The 18,258-nt window shown below is 55.1% G+C and carries 18 protein-coding genes; 7 read left to right on the plus strand and 11 right to left on the minus strand.

Features of this window, described 5'->3' with window-relative positions; translation table 11 throughout:
• Positions 1–9: 9 nt before the first annotated feature.
• From mreC to tldD, 6 genes are all read left to right on the plus strand, one after another.
• Positions 10–951: a rod shape-determining protein MreC gene (gene mreC / locus FKN99_RS01825; protein WP_172116299.1), complete on the plus strand. Its 942-nt coding sequence runs from the start codon at positions 10–12 to the stop codon at positions 949–951.
• The gene (gene mreD / locus FKN99_RS01830) at positions 951–1,439 is read left to right on the plus strand and encodes a rod shape-determining protein MreD (protein ID WP_172116300.1); all 489 of its coding nucleotides are present in this window, start codon (positions 951–953) and stop codon (positions 1,437–1,439) included. The genes mreC and mreD overlap by 1 nt, the downstream gene beginning before the upstream one ends.
• Positions 1,440–1,441: 2 nt before the next feature.
• Positions 1,442–2,044 (plus strand): Maf family protein, encoded by a 603-nt coding sequence (locus FKN99_RS01835; protein WP_172116301.1) that lies wholly within the window; start codon positions 1,442–1,444, stop codon positions 2,042–2,044.
• A gap of 74 nt (positions 2,045–2,118) precedes the next feature.
• The gene (gene rng / locus FKN99_RS01840; protein ID WP_172116302.1) at positions 2,119–3,582 is read left to right on the plus strand and encodes a ribonuclease G; all 1,464 of its coding nucleotides are present in this window, start codon (positions 2,119–2,121) and stop codon (positions 3,580–3,582) included.
• A gap of 4 nt (positions 3,583–3,586) precedes the next feature.
• Positions 3,587–7,453 carry a YhdP family phospholipid transporter gene (locus FKN99_RS01845; RefSeq protein ID WP_172116303.1) on the plus strand — a complete coding sequence of 1,289 codons (3,867 nt, stop codon included), beginning with the start codon at positions 3,587–3,589 and terminating at the stop codon, positions 7,451–7,453.
• Complete coding sequence (gene tldD / locus FKN99_RS01850) at positions 7,450–8,904, plus strand: metalloprotease TldD (protein ID WP_172116304.1); 1,455 nt, start codon at positions 7,450–7,452, stop codon at positions 8,902–8,904. The genes FKN99_RS01845 and tldD overlap by 4 nt, the downstream gene beginning before the upstream one ends.
• Before the next feature lie 3 nt (positions 8,905–8,907).
• On the opposite strand, the gene yjgA is transcribed toward tldD, so the two are convergent.
• Positions 8,908–9,429: a ribosome biogenesis factor YjgA gene (gene yjgA / locus FKN99_RS01855; RefSeq protein WP_172116305.1), complete on the minus strand. Its 522-nt coding sequence runs from the start codon at positions 9,427–9,429 to the stop codon at positions 8,908–8,910.
• A 96-nt stretch (positions 9,430–9,525) separates the two neighbouring features.
• Here yjgA and pmbA point away from each other — a divergent pair, with 96 nt between their 5' ends.
• Positions 9,526–10,866 carry a metalloprotease PmbA gene (pmbA, locus tag FKN99_RS01860; protein ID WP_172116306.1) on the plus strand — a complete coding sequence of 447 codons (1,341 nt, stop codon included), beginning with the start codon at positions 9,526–9,528 and terminating at the stop codon, positions 10,864–10,866.
• Between the two features lie 10 nt (positions 10,867–10,876).
• Here pmbA and FKN99_RS01865 read toward each other — a convergent pair whose 3' ends face one another.
• From FKN99_RS01865 to FKN99_RS01910, 10 genes are all read right to left on the minus strand, one after another.
• The gene (locus tag FKN99_RS01865) at positions 10,877–11,146 is read right to left on the minus strand and encodes an HPr family phosphocarrier protein (RefSeq protein ID WP_172116307.1); all 270 of its coding nucleotides are present in this window, start codon (positions 11,144–11,146) and stop codon (positions 10,877–10,879) included.
• Positions 11,147–11,188: 42 nt separating this feature from the next.
• Positions 11,189–12,121 carry an RNase adapter RapZ gene (rapZ, locus tag FKN99_RS01870; protein WP_172116308.1) on the minus strand — a complete coding sequence of 311 codons (933 nt, stop codon included), beginning with the start codon at positions 12,119–12,121 and terminating at the stop codon, positions 11,189–11,191.
• Between the two features lie 67 nt (positions 12,122–12,188).
• Complete coding sequence (locus tag FKN99_RS01875; RefSeq protein WP_087109434.1) at positions 12,189–12,659, minus strand: PTS sugar transporter subunit IIA; 471 nt, start codon at positions 12,657–12,659, stop codon at positions 12,189–12,191.
• Positions 12,660–12,663: 4 nt separating this feature from the next.
• A complete protein-coding gene (gene hpf, locus FKN99_RS01880) occupies positions 12,664–12,972 on the minus strand; it encodes a ribosome hibernation-promoting factor, HPF/YfiA family (RefSeq protein ID WP_172116309.1) in 309 nt (102 codons plus the stop codon).
• A gap of 98 nt (positions 12,973–13,070) precedes the next feature.
• A complete protein-coding gene (locus tag FKN99_RS01885) occupies positions 13,071–14,483 on the minus strand; it encodes an RNA polymerase factor sigma-54 (RefSeq protein ID WP_172116310.1) in 1,413 nt (470 codons plus the stop codon).
• A 123-nt stretch (positions 14,484–14,606) separates the two neighbouring features.
• A complete protein-coding gene (lptB, locus tag FKN99_RS01890; protein WP_087109427.1) occupies positions 14,607–15,356 on the minus strand; it encodes an LPS export ABC transporter ATP-binding protein in 750 nt (249 codons plus the stop codon).
• Positions 15,357–15,365: 9 nt separating this feature from the next.
• The gene (gene lptA / locus FKN99_RS01895; RefSeq protein WP_172116311.1) at positions 15,366–15,857 is read right to left on the minus strand and encodes a lipopolysaccharide transport periplasmic protein LptA; all 492 of its coding nucleotides are present in this window, start codon (positions 15,855–15,857) and stop codon (positions 15,366–15,368) included.
• Between the two features lie 8 nt (positions 15,858–15,865).
• Positions 15,866–16,438 carry an LPS export ABC transporter periplasmic protein LptC gene (lptC, locus tag FKN99_RS01900; protein ID WP_172116312.1) on the minus strand — a complete coding sequence of 191 codons (573 nt, stop codon included), beginning with the start codon at positions 16,436–16,438 and terminating at the stop codon, positions 15,866–15,868.
• A complete protein-coding gene (locus FKN99_RS01905) occupies positions 16,438–16,980 on the minus strand; it encodes a KdsC family phosphatase (protein WP_172116313.1) in 543 nt (180 codons plus the stop codon). The genes lptC and FKN99_RS01905 overlap by 1 nt, the downstream gene beginning before the upstream one ends.
• A 36-nt stretch (positions 16,981–17,016) precedes the next feature.
• On the minus strand, positions 17,017–18,003 hold the full coding sequence (locus tag FKN99_RS01910; RefSeq protein WP_172116314.1) for a KpsF/GutQ family sugar-phosphate isomerase: 987 nt from the start codon (positions 18,001–18,003) through the stop codon (positions 17,017–17,019).
• Positions 18,004–18,258: the final 255 nt, after the last annotated feature.

Below are 18,258 nucleotides of genomic sequence, written 5' to 3' on the forward strand. Positions count from 1 at the left end.
CGCGGGGGATTGCCTATTAAACCGCTATTTTCACACGGGTCGCTGCCGGGCTACCGGCTGTTTTTCTGCGTGCTGGCGGCAAGCGCCTTGATGTTTGCCGACCACCGATTTACACGCATGGAAGGCGTGCGCGCCCAAATGACGATGGTTGTTGCGCCTGTTCAATGGATTGTTAGCGTGCCTAGCGATCTATTGAATTGGGGCGCGCTCGCGCTGTCTGATCAGCAGGCATTGGTGGACGAAAACCGCCGACTGCGCGAACAAATTCTGACGCTGTCTCATCGTGGGCAGCGCATGGCCAACCTGACGGCTGAAAATACCGAGCTTCGTCATCTATTAAACGCCGCAGAACGGCGCCAAATTCCTTATATCAGTGCAGAGCTGCTTTCCCTGGATAATGACCCGTTTAGCCATCAAATGGTGGTTGATCGTGGGCATCGTAACGGGGCGTATGTTGGGCAGCCTGTGATTGATGCGTCGGGGCTGGTAGGCCAAGTGACAGCCGTTTCAGCGTACTCTAGTCGTGTGCTGTTGCTGGCAGATGCAAGCCATGCACTGCCTGTTCAGATTAACCGTAACGGATTGCGCTTTATTGTCCAGGGGGCTGGTCGCTATGGCAGCGTCAATGTATTACACGTGCCAGACACGGCGGATATTCGGGAAGGCGACTTGCTCACCACCTCAGGGATTGCCGGTCGTTTTCCGCCAGGATACCCCGTTGCGCGCGTTACCAACGTTTATCATGACCCCGGCCAGCCATTTGCGCATGTAACGGCTGAACCTACTGCCCAGTTGCAGCGTGCTCGTCATTTCTTGCTGCTTTTCCCACCGCCGCGCGAAGACATCGAAGATTCAATTTGGGATGACTCCATGGATATCTCAGCCAGCGCGATACATGCAGCCCAGCGCCTTGCGCCAGCGGTACCTGCTGACCCTCAGGAGGTTCGCTAATGGCGCGCGCACCTGTTGTACCTTTGGTAGTGGTGTGGTTTAGCTTGATTCTGGCGCTGTGTTTGCAAGTCATGCCACTGGCCGAGGGGTGGCAAGTTTATCGGCCTGAATGGATCGGACTGATGCTGATTTACTGGTGTATGCGTTCACCTGACCGAGTCGGTGTCTTCCATGGCTTTGTGCTTGGGCTGCTGCTTGACCTGGTAGAGGGAACGGCGCTTGGCCAACATGCGCTGATATTGTCATTATTAGCGTTTCTATGCGCCCTGGTGTATCCGCGCTTTCGAGCGTATTCACTGGTTCAACAGTCGCTATTGGTGCTGGTGCTGCTTGGTCTGGTGCAGTTAGTCGAACAGTGGTTACGTACCTTAACCGGGGAGTTCTCAATACACCTCTCTTTCCTGATGTCGGCGTTAATCAGTGCCTTTTTATGGCCATGGTTAGCTACCATGTTTAAGGCACTGGAAAGACGCTTGCTGGGGGCTTAGGCATGCAGTCAACGCTGGCTACTACATCATCGCCCATGCTTTGTTTGGCGTCTGCTTCACCCAGGCGGCGAGACCTGCTGGCGTCCATTGGGGTGACGGTGAGTGTTATACCCAGCGATGTAGATGAAACGCCAAAGCCGGGAGAGTCAGCAGCGGCTTATGTACAGCGTCTTGCGGTTGCCAAGGCCTTGGCCGCTGCGCCGAAGACGCTGTTACCGGTGCTTGGGTCGGATACCGCCGTAGTGGTAGACGGTACTATTCTGGGCAAGCCGGTTAATGCAGACGATGCCGCCGCCATGCTGAGGCAGTTGTCGAATCGGACACATCAGGTGCTGACGGCGGTGGCTGTTACAGGGCCCAAGGGGGTGCTGTGTTGTTGCGTAACGACGGACGTCAAGATGCGACAGGTCACCGCTCAGGAAATTAGCGATTACTGGTTAACGGGTGAGCCAGCGGACAAGGCGGGCGGATATGCCATACAAGGCTTGGCCGCCATTTTTGTCGAAGAAATCAAGGGTAGCCACTCTGCCGTTGTGGGTTTGCCGCTTTATGAAACGGCGCAGTTGCTTGGCCAGCAGGGAGTGCCTATTTGGATGGGGCATTAATACTCGCACACTTATTCGTCGTCTCATGCCCCCTGTAACGGGTGTGATATACGTGAACCGAGAAGGAATTTTGCATGAGCGGTGAAGTCCTCATCAATTTAACGCCCATGGAAACACGGGTTGCGCTCGTTGAAAATGGCGTTTTGCAAGAGGCGCTTATAGAGCGCTCACGACGACGTGGCATTGTAGGTAATATCTACAAAGGCAAAGTGGTTCGCGTATTGCCTGGCATGCAGGCTGCCTTTGTCGATATTGGCCTTGAGCGCGCGGCGTTTATCCATGCCCATGAAGTTATGCCCTCCGGCACGCCCGTTGATGAGCAGCAAACCATTGGGCAGTTATTGCACGAGGGGCAAGCGCTGGTCGTACAGGTAACCAAGGACCCCATTGGTACGAAAGGGGCGCGTCTTACCACGCACCTCTCTATTCCCTCTCGCTACCTGGTGTATATGCCCGACTCTCCTCATCATGGAGTTTCGCAGCGCATTGAAGATGAGCGTGAACGCGAGCGCCTGAAGGCCCTGCTGGATAGCAGCATTACTGAGCAAACATTGGAAGTGACTGGCGGCTTTATCGTACGCACGGCCGCTGAAGGCGTCGGCGATGAGGAGCTGGCGGGCGATATGCACTTTTTGCTGCGTATCTGGCGTAAAGTTACCGAGCGCAAAATTAGTGCGGCGCCGTCCAACGTCATTTATGACGACTTGCCGCTGTTTATGCGTACCTTGCGCGATGTGATGCGTGATGACATCGAGAAAGTGCGTATCGATTCTCGGGAAAATTTTGTCAAGCTGGTCGAATTTGCCGAAGAGTTTATGCCTTATGCCGTGGATAGAATTGAGTACTATCCAGGCGAGCGGCCCATTTTTGATCTCTATAGTGTAGAAGATGAGATTCAGAAGGCGCTGGGCCGCAAGGTGCAACTGAAGTCAGGCGGATATCTGGTTATTGACCCGACCGAGGCGATGACAACCATTGATGTCAATACGGGGGGGTACGTTGGGCACCGCAACCTCGAAGAGACCATTTTCAAGACCAACCTTGAGGCAGCAACGGCCATTGCCCGCCAGCTTCGGTTACGCAATCTGGGCGGTATCATCATCATCGATTTTATCGATATGGCGGAGGTAGAGCATCAGCGCCAGGTTATTCGTGTGCTTGAAAAAGCGCTGGAGCGTGATCATGCCAAGACCAAATGCACCGGTGTTACCGAGTTAGGGCTTGTGCAACTGACGCGCAAGCGTACTCGTGAGAGCCTTGAGCAAACGTTGTGCGATGCCTGTCCTACCTGTAGCGGACGCGGCACGCTCAAAACCCCTGAAACGGTGTGCTACGAGATCTTCCGCGAGATTCTGCGTGAAGAACGCGCCTATAGCCCTGAAACGTATACTGTGCTTGCTTCCCAGTCCGTCGTTGACAGGCTGCTGGATGAGGAGTCGGCGGCAGTGGCAGACTTGGAAACGTTTATTAATAAAACGATTCGCTTTCAGGTGGAGCAACACTACTCACAAGAGCAGTACGACATTGTGTTGATGTGATGCCATGACGATCCGCTCGCTGACGCGTTGGAGTTTACTTCTGCTTGCCTGGGGACTGGGCGGCATTGCGGTAATAGCGCTGCTTTTCCGGCTCATGGTCAGTCAGGCAGATACTTTGACGCCGCATGTTGAGGCTTTTTTGGAAGCTCAGATTGGTGTGCCGGTAACGATTGAAAATCTCTCCTTTTCAATGGCGCGCAGTGAGCTGATCGTGGAGCTTGAAGGCTTTGGGGCCGAAACGCCGAGCGGTCAGCCGCTTTTTTCACTGCGCCAGGCCCAGCTGCGCCTGGATATTGGCGCATCGCTACGTAATCTCTTGCCTATCTTTAGCGATATCAGATTACATCAAACCGAATTTCACCTGTATCAAGGAGTGAACGACGTTTGGCAGTGGCCCGAGCCTGCCAAGCTGCCGGTGCATATAGCGCCAGAGCCGGATGTTGACCTGCCAACCATTGATGCCTGGACGGAATGGGTATTGCGCCAGCAAATCTGGATTGATGACACGCGTGTTGTGCTACACGGCAAGCAAGAGCGCGTCATGCTCGAAGCCCCTGCGCTGTTGTTAGCTGGCAATCAGCAAGGGGCAAAGCTTCAGGGCACGGTCGACGTTCTTGATTCGGAACTCCGCGAAACGCCACCAATACCCGCCGTACAGCTACTAGCGGAAATGCAGCCGGGCCGAGATGGCCTGAACGACTTCTCTGCCACGTTGAAGCTGGAGGCCCAGTTTGATCAGTTACTGACGCTGGTTGAGCTGTTTCGGCCAGAACATGTGCCGAACCTGGAGCAGGCCGGAGGCGATGCCCGCGTGTGGGGCCGCTGGTATGAAGGCAGGCTTCAGGAGGTGCGCCTTGCCATCGATATCCCTCAGCTAGTGCTACGCCAGGATATTCAGTTCGCCGTGTTAAGAAACATACAAGCACAGGGTGAGTGGCAGCGCGAAGGAGAGGGCGGTGAAGCATGGTTAAGCGGTAACGCAGAGAGTGTTGATTGGGCTGAGCCTGGCGAGGCGATAGAAGGCCCGGCACTGCCGCATCACTGGTACCTGTCTCATCGACCAGGCCAGTGGGCACTGCGTACCAGTGCTTTTGAGCTGGCTTCGCTCACTGCTTGGCGAGACTACGTATTTTTACCCGAATCCGTGACGCGTGTACTGGAAACGCTTGCTCCGAGGGGGCGGGTGCAAGGGCTGAGCTTAGGCCAGAAGGAGGGTAGCTGGGGGGTCGATGCGGCGTTAACCAATGTCGAAGTATCGCCTTGGGAAGGCGCGCCAGGTGGCGGCCCTATGGATGCCTGGGTCCAGGCTCGGGACTCCCGTGGCCGGGTGACGTTTAATAGTGCCGGTGACAGTTCGCTCTATTTCCCCGACTTGTTCACCGAACCCATGCAGCTTCAGCAGGCTGAGGGCATCGTAGAGTGGGTCTACGATGGGCCTAATACGATGGTCAGCGGCCGTCAAATTAACGTGGATTGGGACGATGCCCAGATAAGCGGTGGGTTTGGGTTAGTGGTTGCAGAGGAGACAGGTCGGTTCGGACTGGATATCGATTTTGCCAATGTCGATGCGCTTGAGCGCCCTCTGGGTCAATGGCTGCCCTTGCATGTATTCGATGAGGAACTGCGTGACTGGCTGTTAGATGATATTGGCGGCAAGGTGCCTAATGGTTCGCTCAAACTGAGCCTGCCTATCGAGAGCGACATTAGCGCTGATGATATATCCGCAACGCTGGCACTTAAGATAACCGAAGGGCATTTGCCTATTGCCCCCGGCTGGCCTCGCCTGGAGGATGTTGAAGGGCGTTTAACGTGGCAAAATCAGGTGCTTAAAGCGCGGGTTGAGCATGCCCAGAGTCGCGGTCTAACCGCTTCACAAGGCGAGCTGACCATGCAAGATGAGATACTCAATGTGTCGGGTAACCTGCATGGCGATGGCTCCGCCCTGATCGCATTTTTAACATCGATACCTGATGTCGATATGAATATTCTCAACGACCTTCAGGCTGAAGGCGAGGTAGAGGCTGATTTAGCCATATCACTACCTCTGGAAGCGCCAGATAATTTCCAGCTGGAAGTCAATGCAGTCCCTGCGCTCACCCGTGTCGCTTACGCCCCCGTGGGGGAGGCGCTTCAGGCGGTAAAGGGCCAGTTAACCTGGCAGCAGTACGGTGACAGCATGGCGCTAATAGGCAGTGTCGATGGACAGCTATTGGGCGGCGATATTAGTGCTGACATGCATACCCAGCGAGACGGTATCCGCTTGCGGGGGAAAGCGCCGGTGGCGTCACTTTTCTCATTGGTGGATATACCTGCCGAGCAAGGCAAGCAGCTGCTTGATGGAACGATGCAGTGGCAAGGGCGCGTAACGCTTGAGCCAGGCCCTGCGCTATCTCTAGAAAGCCAGCTTGAAGGGGTGCGTCTTGATCTGCCTGAACCTTTTGCCAAGGCTGTAGGCGAGCCTTGGCCCTGGACGCTTAATGCTGATTTCGACAGTGGCCGGGTGGAGAGTCGCTTGGCCGATATCGCGCATTTACGCTTAAAGGATCGGTTAGGTGACGTATCAGGCAACCTGCATGTGGCGGATGCTGAGGTAAGCGCACCCGAGTGGCCGATGCAGTCAGGCTTTCGCTTACAGGCAAACCTTCCTCGCATTGACCCAATGGCGTGGCAACAAGCCGTCGCTCCACTGTTTCGAGGCGACCAGGGTGTGAGCGGTGATCTAACCGCTCAACTATCCGGTCAGCATCCGCCGTTGGAGTTTTCCCTGGATACCGCTTGCCTTGTCTATCAGCAAGCATGCGCTGGTGATGCGGCATTAATCGGCAGTGTACAGAATGGCACAGTTACCGCAGCGCTTGAGAGCGACTTGGTGACGGGGCATCTTCGCTATCAGCAAGCAGCTCAGCACCCTCTGGATATCACCATTAGCCAGTTAGCACTGGATCGGCTGACTAATTTGGCAGATACGAGCAGTGAGTCAGAAACGATCTCGCCGGATTCCTGGCTCGGTGAAGTGGAGACGCAGCGCACAGTGCCTGCGGCTATTCCTGAGTGGCTGGCTGAGCTACCCGATGGGCGACTTCGGTTGGCGGAAATGAGCATGGGGGAAAGCCGTTTCGGGCCTTTATCCGCCTATTGGCACACTGAACCAGGCCGGTTTTCGCTAATGCCGGTTGGGTTAACGCTTGGGCAACTTTCTGCTCGTGGTGAACTCTATTGGGAGGGCGATGCCTCGACCAGTCGAACCCAGGCCAATATTTCCATCGAAGGCGGCGATGTAGGTACCGCTCTTGAGCGCATGGATCAACCCGTTGCCTTACGCAGCCGACGTACTACCGCAACTGCCAATCTTGGCTGGGCAGGCGCACCATGGCAGTTCTCGTTAAATCAGGCGCAGGGCGACATAGGCATCGACGTGCAGGATGGGCGCTTTATGCATCTGGACTCTGCACCGGTGCGTCTCGTTGGCCTGCTGAATTTCGATAATATATTGCGTCGATTGCGGTTGGATTTTTCTGACGTCACCGGCACGGGCACCGCTTTTGATCGCGTTGACGGCACGGCAGCTGTCGAAAATGGCCAGCTTTCGTTGAGCGAGCCATTGCAAATTAAAGCACCTGCCGCCAACTTAACCCTAACCGGTAATGTTAACTTGCTTCATCGAGAGCTTGATTTGCGCCTTGGCGTTGTGATGCCGGTGACGCAAACACTGCCCATTGCCGCCCTTGCGGTGGGCGCTCCTGTTGTAGGTGGCGCACTATTTATTGCTGATCAGCTTTTTGGCAGCGCTCTGGACCGAGCGACGACCATTCATTATCGCGCGCGAGGCCCCTGGACTTCGCCGCAGGTTACTTTAGAAGGCTCCGAATGACCGCATTTAAGAGCGATATAGACTCCGCCGTTTCCATTCTTCTTACGCCGGGTGGCTTGGACCTTGATGGGCTTGATAAAGGCCTTGAGTACGCCATGGGCGCGGGTGTGGATTACGCTGATCTCTACTTTCAGCGCACCTGGACAGAGGGCTGGGTGTTGGAGGATGGTGAGGTAAAAGAGGCAAGTTACAACATTGATGGCGGTGTGGGCGTCCGCTCCCTGGCCGGAGAAAAAACCGGCTTTGCCTACTCCAATCAGATTAGTGCGGATGCGCTTATCGATACCGGGCGCACGGCCTCAGGCATTGTGCGTAGTGGCAAGCGCCTGCCTGGGCAAGCCGTTCAGCCGGTTTCAGTGGCCCCTTTTTACGCTGGCGTTGATCCTTTAGCGGGGCTGACTGCTGAAGAGAAGGTCGCCATGCTAAAAGAAGCCGATCGCATCGCGCGCGCGGCTGACCCTAGCGTTTCTCAGGTAAGCGCCTCGCTTTCTGGCACTTACGAAGTGGTTCTGGTGCGTGCCAGTGATGGCACCTTGGCCGCGGATATTCGCCCGCTGGTGCGCTTTAACGTTAGCGTAATTGCCGTGAAAAATGGCCGCAGAGAGCGCGGCAGTGCAGGCGGTGGCGGACGCTACTCCATGGCTCGCCTGCGTAATGAAGGTGTTGCCGAGCGATACGCAAAAGAGGCCGTACGCCAAGCGCTCGTCAATCTTGAAGCGGTCGATGCGCCAGCCGGGCAAATGCCGGTGGTACTGGCTTCTGGCTGGCCGGGTATTTTGCTGCACGAAGCCGTCGGCCATGGGCTGGAAGGTGATTTCAACCGTAAAGGCAGTTCGGCATTCTCGGGTCGTATGGGGCAACGCGTAGCTGCCAAGGGTGTGACGGTGGTCGATGATGCCACGATTGCTGATGGTCGCGGCTCGTTAAGTGTCGATGACGAGGGCACACCCGGGCAAAACACGCCGTTGATCGAAGACGGCATTCTTACTGGCTATATGCAGGACAAGCTGAATGCTCGATTAATGAACATGGCGCCAACCGGTAATGCTCGCCGCGAGTCGTTTGCGCATTTACCCATGCCGCGCATGACCAATACGGTCATGCTGGCAGGCCAGGATGCACCCGAGGATATTATCAAAAGCGTCAAAAAAGGTATTTATGCCGTTAGCTTCGGTGGCGGCCAAGTGGATATCACCTCGGGCAAATTTGTATTCTCCGCCAGCGAAGCCTACCTGATTGAGGATGGGCGCATTACGGTTCCCGTTAAGGGTGCAACGCTGATTGGTAATGGGCCGGAGGCGATGGGGTGTGTCTCCATGATTGGCCACGATATGGCGCTGGATACAGGCATTGGCGTGTGTGGCAAAGAGGGTCAAGGCGTACCGGTTGGGGTGGGGCAGCCCACACTAAAACTGGATGAGCTAACCGTAGGCGGTACGCAGTCCTCGTAAGTATTAAAGCGCCAGCGTGTCGCGTAGAAGCTTGAACAGCTTACGCGAGCTGGCGGGTGGCTTGTCCTGATTGCGCTCACGCTGAGCGTTGCGAACTAACTGACGTAGCGCTTGGCGATCCGCGTTGGGATAGTCTGCCATAAACTGGTCAACGGCAGGGTCGCCTTCTCCAATAAGCCGGTCCCGCCACTTTTCAAGGCGATGAAAGGCATGGTCGCGCTGCTCTTTTTCCTGCTCAATTGAGTCAAAGACACCTTGAATCGCGGCCAGGTCCTCTTTGCGAACCAGCTTGCCGACATACTGCATATGACGGCGGCGCCCTTCGTGGGAGCGAATACGAGAGGTCTCTTCGATGGCACGCAGCATGTCGTCGGAGAGAGGAAAGCGGGCACGCTCAGCAGGTTTCATGGCGATTAAGGTTTCGCCGAGCGCTTGGAGCGCATGCATTTCGCGTTTGAGCTGCGACTTGCTGGGGCGCTCTTCGGGTTCTTGAGTATCAAGGGGCTCGGGGCGTTTCTTCGGCATAGTAAGGCTCACAGACAAGATTCGTTGGCAGCATTATATCAGGCTGCGACAAGAACATTGATTCGGCGATGAGATTCGTACGAAAAAGGAGGCTATATGGCACAGGCATTTGATGCATCCTCGCAGCAGGCACTGTTAACCGCGCGTGCAGAAGAGGCGTTGACCTTGGCCAAGCGCTTGGGAGCCGATGCGGCGGAAGTGGGCGCAAGCGTTGACCAGGGCGTGGGCGTTAGCGTGCGCTTGGGCGATGTGGAGACGGTTGAGCTTTCACGAGACCAGGGCATTGCCGTCACGCTTTACGTCGGCAAGCGCAAAGGAAGTGCATCGTCGAGTGACGCCAGCAGTGCCTCGATTCAAGCAACGGTTGAGAAAGCATTAGCCATTGCGCGTTATACCGGTGAAGACCCGGTGGCTGGCTTGGCGGATGCCGATCAGATGGCGACCGAATTGCCGGACCTTAAGGTTCATTACCCGTGGGCGCTGACAACTGAGCAAGCAATCGACCTTGCGCTTGCCTGCGAGCAGGCGGGTCGCGATGTTGAGGGTATTAGTCAGTCAGAAGGCGCGTCGCTTTCAAGCGGTGAGGGCGTACGGGTTTATGCTAACAGCCATGGTTTTTTAGGTACCCAAAAAGGCAGTAGTCACTCCCTTTCATGCATGCTCATTGCTCAGGATGAAGGCGGTATGCAGCGGGACTACGACTATACCTCTGCGCGTAATCCTCAGCATTTGCGCGACCCGGGTGAAGTAGGGCGCGAGGCTGCGGCCCGTACGCTGCGTCGGTTAGGTGCCAAGCGGCCGCCAACCGGCACCTTTCCCGTTCTGTTTGATCCTTCGCTGTCTAGTGGTTTGGTTGGGCATTTATTGGGCGCATTGGCGGGTGGCGCGCTGTATCGCCAATCCTCTTTCTTGTGTGACCGTTTGGGCACTCCGTTATTTCCTGAGTGGTTTAGTCTGGAAGAGCGCCCTATGGAAATAGGAGCGACCGCCAGTACGCCGTTTGATGGAGAAGGTGTGCAGACACGTAATAACCGCTTTATCGAACAGGGGCGTATCGCAAGCTATATGCTTTCGTCCTACAGTGCCCGTCGCTTGGGCATGCAAACCACGGGGAATGCTGGCGGTGCCCGCAACGTGCGTTTAGACGCACCCTTGCAGACGCGTGATGCGCTGCTTAAAACGATGGGTCGAGGCATTTGGGTTACCGAACTAATGGGCCAAGGCGTGAACGGCGTAACCGGGGATTACTCGCGTGGTGCGGCGGGCTTCTGGGTCGAGAATGGAGAAATCCAGTATCCGGTTGAAGAATTTACCATCGCTGGAAATCTTGAGCGTATGTTTTCAGGCCTTGTCGGTATCGGAAGTGATATCGATACGCGCGGCAGTATCCATACGGGCAGCTGGTTAGTGGATGCGATGACTGTCGCCGGTAGCTAAAAAAGCCGTACTACTGATCTTCGTCAAAGCGGGCGTCGAACAGCGCTTGGATTGCATCAAGCGCTTGTTCGGCATCCTCACCTTCCGCACAAATCCGCAGTTGGGTGCCGCAGGGTGCAGCTAGCATCAATAGCGACATGATGTTGGCTGCATCAGCCATTTGCTGCTGTTTATACACCTGTATGCTGGCGGAGTAGTGCTGGCTGCACTTCACCAGCTTTGTGGCGGCGCGAGCATGTAGGCCGCGCTGATTGGTCAGTGTTAAGGTTCTTTCTGGCACCCTGGGTCCTTTTTTCCGAGTGGTGTCATTAGGCGTAAGCGTTTACGTAGGGCTGGGCGTCTGCTCGGAAAATGGAGAAGCCGTCAGTGGCTCTGCCCGGGTTCCTCGTAGCGTGTATTGCAGCTCCAATTCTCGGTGACGCAACTGGACTTCGCCGATGAGCGGTGCCAGCTTTTGCGCCAGCTGCTCGGCAATATACACAGAACGGTGCTGCCCGCCGGTACAGCCAATAGCTACCGTCATATAGCTGCGCTGACTATTTTGGTAAGCAGGCAGCCAGCGCTCAAGCATTGCCTGAATATCATGGCTCATCTCTTCGACAATCGGGTAGCCGCGCAGAAACGCAATAATCGTGGCATCACGTCCTGTGTACTGGCGTAGCGTTGGGTCCCAATAAGGGTTGGGCAGGCAGCGTACATCAAAGACTAAATCTGCATCCATGGGTACGCCATGCTTGTAGCCGAACGACTCAAAGGTGAGTGTTAGCTGGTCCTTGCGCTGGTGGGCTACCTGGTCTGAAATGCGCCGACGCAGGTCGTGGACCGATAAGCGTGATGTATCAATCCGCAGGTCGGCCAAATCACGTATTTCGTTGAGCGTCTCTTCCTCTTTCTCTATTGCCTCTTCAAGCGTCATATCACTGTTGCGCGTTAACGGATGGCGTCGCCGTGTCGCAGAGTAGCGTTCAAGTAAAATACGTGAATCGGTGGTTAGATAGATAACCTGACAATCTATAGGCCGCGCGCGCAGCTCTTCAAGCAGTACGGGAAGACGCTCAAGCGCCGCTGGCAGGTTGCGGGCATCAATACTGACCGCTAGATGTGTGCGCTCACCCTCGTCACGGAGTTCGTCAACCAAAGAACCAAGCAACATGGCAGGGAGATTATCAATGGCGTAATAGCCAATATCTTCCAGCGCTTGTAAAGCGATTGACTTGCCAGAGCCAGAGCGGCCGCTAATAATCACCAGTTGCATAGTGGCTCTCTCTGATTGAACGTATAAAAGGGATAACGCATGAAAACGTGTTAGTCGTTATGGGCGATTATGGAGCGGCCTGTTCGCGAATCTTGCTCATCAGCAGGTCAAGCAAATCGCGCTGGCTGCTGGTTTTGCGTAATGCCTGGCGTGTGCTCGCATCATTCATAATGGTGGCCACTTGGCCCAAAAGCGACAAATGCGTGTCGTCAGCCTCTTCGGGAACAAGCAGCACAAAGACGAGGTCGACCGGGTCGCCATCAATAGCATCAAAATCAATAGGTTCTGATAATTTTAAAAAACCCGCAATAGGCGTAACGCAATGTGGGCTGCGCGCATGGGGGATGGCGACGCCGTTACCGATCCCCGTGCTGCCAAGGCGTTCCCGGCCGATCAGTCGGCTGAAAACTTCCTGACTATCCAGACTGGGTGTATTTTGAGCGATAAAGGTGCTGAAAAACTCCAGCACCCGCTTTTTGCTGCCCCCGGGCACGTCGTAAAGTACGCGCTCCGGGGGGAGGATGGTTTCCAACGTCATTGAATTAACGCACGCCAGCGCCTTGGGCGCGAGCTTGTGCTTTTTCCTTGTGCTTAACGAGTTGACGATCAATTTTGTCTGCTAAGGCGTCAATAGCGGCGTACATGTCGACATCTTCGGCGTCGGCATGTAGGTCGGCGCCTGCCGCATGAAGGGTGCACGCGGCATGTTGGCGCTCCTTCTCAATAGATAAGGTGACTTGTACCGTGGTGATGTGGTCGTAATGACGTTCGATGCGTTCAAGCTTTTCATTAACGTAGTCACGCAAGGCGTCAGTCAGTTCTACATGATGACCCGTGATATTTACTTGCATTGACGTGCTCCTTATCCATCGGACTGAATTTCGATTGTAACCCTTTTTACGGTGTTGCAAAGCCCCTGTCGCGAGTTTTGCCATTTCTCTTGTAACGACTAACGCAAACGACGACGTTCACTTGATGAGGGAATGCCCAGCGACTCACGATATTTCGCCACCGTACGGCGTGCCACTGTGATGCCGCCATCTCCCAGTAATGTCACCAAACGACTGTCCGAAAGAGGTTTGCCGGGAGGCTCATCTTGAATCAACTTTTTAAGCCGGGCGCGAATCGCGGTGCTTGAGTGGCTGTCTGCGCCATCCTGCCCGCTAATTTGGCTTGAGAAAAAGTACTTAAGTTCGAAGACGCCCCGTGGGGTATGGATATATTTTTGTGTGGTGACCCGAGAAATGGTTGATTCGTGCATCTCAACCGCCTCGGCAATATCGGCAAGAATCAACGGCTTCATCGCTTCTTCACCGTGCTCTAAAAAACCGATTTGGCGAGTGATAATCTCGCGTCCTACGCGTAGAAGCGTGTCGTTGCGGCTGGACAGGCTTTTGATTAGCCAGCGCGCTTCTTGCAAGTGCTCTTTTAAAAACTGGTTATCCTGACTCTTGTCTGCACGCTTGATTAAGCTGGCGTAGTCGGGCTGGATGCGCAGCCGGGGCAGGGCTTCAGGGTTAAGCTCCAGGTGCCAGCCTTCATGATCATGACGTACAACCAGGTCGGGCGTGATGTAGCTATCGTCGGTGGCGCCATAAGCACTGCCTGGGCGTGGGTCCAGGCTTCGGATCAGACCGATCACATCGTCTAGCTGCTCATCGTCCAGGCTTAGGCGGCGCTTTAATAGGCGCATGTCATTTTTGCCCAGCGCTTCTAGAAACTGACGAACCAATCGGCGCGCGGGAACCAGTAGGGGCGTGTCGTCGGGGAGCGTTGCTAGCTGAAGCATCAAACATTCACGCAAGTCACGGGCGAAGACGCCCGTTGGCTCGAACTGCTGTAAGCGCATCAGAATGGTCTCCAACTCTCGCTGGCTGAGACCTTCGATGCTCTGAGCACGTAACCCATCGCGGATATCGTTGAGCGGCTGCGTCAGGTAGCCATTGGCATCCAGTGCATCAATCAGGCTTTCGGCGATTAGCTGCTCACGAGCCGTAAAATCGGTCATCGCCAGCTGCCAAAGGAGATGCCCATGCAGGCTTTGTCCCGCGGCCTGGCGTTCAAAATCGGGGCCTTCGCTGCTGCCAGAGCTACCCATGTCCTGGTAAGTATCAGACCAGTCGCTATCGACAGAGAGTTCCTCGGGAATGCTTTCTGACCACTCCTCGCCGGGTGTTTCGACGGTCGCCTGCTCGCCGAACTCATCTTCCTGCTCCAGCATTGGGTTGGCATCCAGCGCCTGCTGAATTTCCTGACGTAGATCCAATGTCGATAGCTGTAGCAGTGCAATCGCTTGCTGCAGCTGAGGTGTCATGGTCAGCTGCGTACCGATACGCAATTGGAGAGAAGCTTTCATGACCATCTGAGAACCACTCGTTAATCGGAAAGCTTCACCCTAGTGCGAGTCATGTTGTTGTGCAAGTGCAATAAGCATGCCACTGATAAAATTTTTACTGCAGATCACTGTTTAGCGGTGAAATTAAATTTATAGGCGAAAATCAGCACCCAGGTAAACTTCCCTCACTTTTTGGTTATCAAGGATAGTCTGAGGACTACCGCCAGCAATGATATGGCCGTCACCGACAATATAGGCGATATCGCAAATATCCAGTGTTTCTCGGACGTTATGGTCAGTAATTAGCACGCCAATGTGGCGCTGTTTTAAGGCGCGAATAATGCTCTTGATTTCACCAACCGAGATGGGGTCGACACCTGCAAACGGCTCATCCAGCAAGATAAACGCGGGCTCTGTGGCCAAGGAGCGGGCAATTTCGACGCGCCGCCGCTCGCCGCCGGAAAGGCTCATGCCCAAGCTGTCACGGATGTGGGTAATATGAAAGTCGTCAAGCAGGGCCTCAAGCCGCTGCTCTCGTCCTGCCCTGTCCAGATCTTTGCGAGTTTCCAGAATCGCCATAATGTTATCCGCAACCGATAGCTTGCGAAAAATAGACGCTTCCTGGGGTAGATAGCCAATGCCGGCCATCGCGCGTTCGTGCATGGGAACGCGGGTTAAGTCTTGCTCGTCGATACGCACCGTACCCGCATCAGACTTCACCAGGCCCACAATCATATAAAATGATGTGGTTTTACCCGCGCCGTTAGGGCCAAGCAGGCCAACCACGCTGCCTTGAGCAATCTCTAGGCTAATGTCTTTAACCACGCGGCGGCGCTTATAGCTTTTTGCCAAGTGATTGGCGTAAAGAGTTTTTATGGGCGGTGCTTCCGCAATAGACATGGTTGGCTCCTATTGCGCTGGCTGAAGCGTCATACGAATACGCTGCGACTCGCTACCATTTACATCGGAGCGTGCCTGCACCACTTCGCGGTCAATGAAGTATTCCAAGCGGCCACCGGTAAACTGATCGCCCGCTTGGGTCAGTTCGGCCTGGTCAATAAGCTCTACACGCCGCTCTGCTACGTGATAAACCACGCGGCGTGCCCATCCTTCCATCGGCGCGTCCTGATCATCGAGTTGATTGCGTAGATAGGCCCGCTCACCGGTGGCAATAGCGCGAGAAAGCTCACCCGCATCGTTACGGATAATTTCAACGCGATCACCACGTAGCTGCATATTGCCTTGGCGAATATTGACATCGCCTGAATAAACGGCAGTGCCTGCACGCTGATCAAGGTCTAGCTGGTCGGCTTCTACTTCAATAGGGGCTTGGCTTGTCTGGGCCGCTGCCGATAGCGGCACCGCAAGGGCGAAAAGCGCGGTGCGAATAAAAGCGTTCATAGCGACTCCTAAGGATTTTGTGTTGCGGGGGGGTGATGGCCGCGGACGTTATCGGTTAGTCGGACCTGGCTATCATCAAGCCAAACATCCATACGTGATGCGCTCATTCGTTGAGGTGGCTGCTGAAACAGGGCGGGCGCCTCACTCCAGACATGACGCGCTACCCCATCATAATGTAATAACTCAGTATCAAGCTGCCAGCCTTCTGTAGGCGCCAGAAGCCGTGCATCACCAGACAGTGTTAGCGCTTGGGTGGCCGTGTTCAGAACGCCTTCGTTGGCGTGAGCGAGCCACTCTCGGTTATCACTATCAAACAGCGTCGCCTCGGGTTGAGTGACTTCGGCCAGGGTGCTTTGTGGTATGTAAACCAATAAAGGCGCGGCCAGCGACTGCTGGATATGCCCTGTTTCACCAAACAGCGTGATCTCGGCATTTTCCAGCACGTGGCCAGGCTCTTCAGCCTGCGCTTCTTCGTCAACGGGCCGGTCTTCCGGACCGCGTGGGTCCAGCCATACCAGCAGCCCCCCTAAAGCGATCACCAGGGCCGCTAACCCGACGCGTTTCTTGGTCCTTTGAAACATTACACGCGACCATTCAAATACGACTCAAGAACAGTACTCCAGTGGCCCTGCGCTTCAAGCAATGTATCGCAAATTTCACGTACGGCGCCGTGACCACCCAAGCGGTCGGTAATCCAGTCAGCGTGGGTATGCATGTAATCGGGTGCGTTGGGTACCGTAATGCCAACGCCTGCGCGTTTGATAGGCGCAAGATCAGGCAAGTCATCGCCGCAGTAAGCCACCTGACTTAGGTTCAGATTGAGGCGCTCGCACAGCGCTTTCAAAGTAGTGAGCTTATCTTCGCAGCCCTGATGGACAAGGTTAATTCCCAGCGCCGCAGCACGCTGGCTCACCATGGGGGAGTCGCGTCCTGTAATTAACGCCACATGAATGCCCACACGTTTAAGCAACTTTAAGCCATGGCCGTCTTGTGTATGGAAGGCTTTGATCTCGATACCATCGGCTTGAAAGTATAGCCGTCCATCGGTGAGCACACCGTCAACATCGAGGGCAAGTAGTCGCACATGGCGAAGCTGGTCAAGTAGCGCAGTGGGGAGGGCCATAGAGACTCCTTGTTAGTAAACTGTTGGGTAAAGTGGTTAGATAACGCCGCTGGCAAGCAAGTCGTGCATATGGAGCGCCCCGATGGGTCGCTGTTCGTCATCGACGACCGCTAGCGCAGTAATACGGCTATCTTCCATGATGCGCACCGCTTCGGCGGCCAGTAGGTCGGGGCCAATGCGTTTGCCGGGTCGGGTCATTACATCGTCCACGGTTACTTTACGCAGATCATGAAACTGGTCGAGGGTGCGGCGTAAGTCGCCATCGGTATAAACACCTGCAAGTCGCCCTTCGCTGTCGACAACACAGGTAAATCCCAACCCTTGGCGGGTAATCTCCAAGAGCGCATCACGCAGCGGGCTGCCTAGTGCTATCTGCGGCAAGCGTGTGCCGCTATGCATAAGGTCTTTAACGCGCAATAGCAGTCGTTTTCCCAGACTGCCACCGGGATGCGATAAGGCAAAATCATCAGCGGTAAATCCGCGTGCTTCAAGTAGCGCAACGGCAAGCGCGTCGCCCAGGGCAAGGGCGGCCGTCGTGGAACTTGTGGGGGCCAAGTCCAGAGGGCACGCTTCGCGCTCAACACCGCTGTTCAGGTGAGCATCCGCATGTTTGGCAAGTGTTGAGCCAGGGCGGCCTGTCATGCTAATTAACGGTGTGCCTAGCCGTTTTAACAGAGGCAGTAGCGCTGTCACTTCGGCGGTTTCTCCGGAGTTTGAAAGTGCCAGGACTACGTCGTTGCGTGTAATCATCCCCAGGTCGCCGTGGCTAGCTTCACCAGGGTGAACAAAAAAAGCAGGTGTGCCGGTGCTGGCAAGCGTGGCGGCCAGCTTTCCTGCTATATGGCCAGACTTGCCCATTCCCGTCACGACGACCCGGCCCTGACACGCCAGCATCAATTCACATGCACGGTCGAAGCTTTCATCAAGCTTGCCTTGAAGACCGCCAATGGCGGCTTGTTCTATTTGCAGCGTGCGTAGGGCGCTTTCACGCAACGGGCTAACAGTGGGTGAGGGCTGGGGCATGAACATCTCGTTTTAATAGAAATACAGTGCAAACGTAGTGCGATTAACTGACAAGAATACCATTTTGTGGGCATCTATAAGCATAGCGCTTTAACGGGTTTTTAGGGTGGGTTGGAACGCACGCCTTGCCATAAGTGCCATTGAAGCCAAGCTTGATGTTCGAGAATATTTAGAAAACGCTGTTTTTAAACGGTAGAATATCCAACCGATAAACGCACCCGCTACTATTAAGTAACAATGGGAGTCAACGAACCC

Source organism: Halomonas hibernica (assembly GCF_013183775.1).
Lineage (GTDB): Bacteria > Pseudomonadota > Gammaproteobacteria > Pseudomonadales > Halomonadaceae > Vreelandella > Vreelandella citrativorans.

Coding starts and splice junctions, on each gene's coding strand:
- rng (WP_172116302.1), top strand. CDS start 2,119: ATGAGCGGTGAAGTCCTCATCAATTTAACGCCCATGGAAACACGGGTT.
- mreD (WP_172116300.1), top strand. CDS start 951: ATGGCGCGCGCACCTGTTGTACCTTTGGTAGTGGTGTGGTTTAGCTTG.
- FKN99_RS01845 (WP_172116303.1), top strand. CDS start 3,587: ATGACGATCCGCTCGCTGACGCGTTGGAGTTTACTTCTGCTTGCCTGG.
- lptA (WP_172116311.1), bottom strand. CDS start 15,857: ATGAACGCTTTTATTCGCACCGCGCTTTTCGCCCTTGCGGTGCCGCTA.
- hpf (WP_172116309.1), bottom strand. CDS start 12,972: ATGCAAGTAAATATCACGGGTCATCATGTAGAACTGACTGACGCCTTG.
- FKN99_RS01885 (WP_172116310.1), bottom strand. CDS start 14,483: ATGGTCATGAAAGCTTCTCTCCAATTGCGTATCGGTACGCAGCTGACC.
- FKN99_RS01910 (WP_172116314.1), bottom strand. CDS start 18,003: ATGCCCCAGCCCTCACCCACTGTTAGCCCGTTGCGTGAAAGCGCCCTA.
- lptC (WP_172116312.1), bottom strand. CDS start 16,438: ATGTTTCAAAGGACCAAGAAACGCGTCGGGTTAGCGGCCCTGGTGATC.
- pmbA (WP_172116306.1), top strand. CDS start 9,526: ATGGCACAGGCATTTGATGCATCCTCGCAGCAGGCACTGTTAACCGCG.
- FKN99_RS01875 (WP_087109434.1), bottom strand. CDS start 12,659: ATGACGTTGGAAACCATCCTCCCCCCGGAGCGCGTACTTTACGACGTG.
- FKN99_RS01905 (WP_172116313.1), bottom strand. CDS start 16,980: ATGGCCCTCCCCACTGCGCTACTTGACCAGCTTCGCCATGTGCGACTA.
- lptB (WP_087109427.1), bottom strand. CDS start 15,356: ATGTCTATTGCGGAAGCACCGCCCATAAAAACTCTTTACGCCAATCAC.
- tldD (WP_172116304.1), top strand. CDS start 7,450: ATGACCGCATTTAAGAGCGATATAGACTCCGCCGTTTCCATTCTTCTT.
- FKN99_RS01835 (WP_172116301.1), top strand. CDS start 1,442: ATGCAGTCAACGCTGGCTACTACATCATCGCCCATGCTTTGTTTGGCG.
- yjgA (WP_172116305.1), bottom strand. CDS start 9,429: ATGCCGAAGAAACGCCCCGAGCCCCTTGATACTCAAGAACCCGAAGAG.
- rapZ (WP_172116308.1), bottom strand. CDS start 12,121: ATGCAACTGGTGATTATTAGCGGCCGCTCTGGCTCTGGCAAGTCAATC.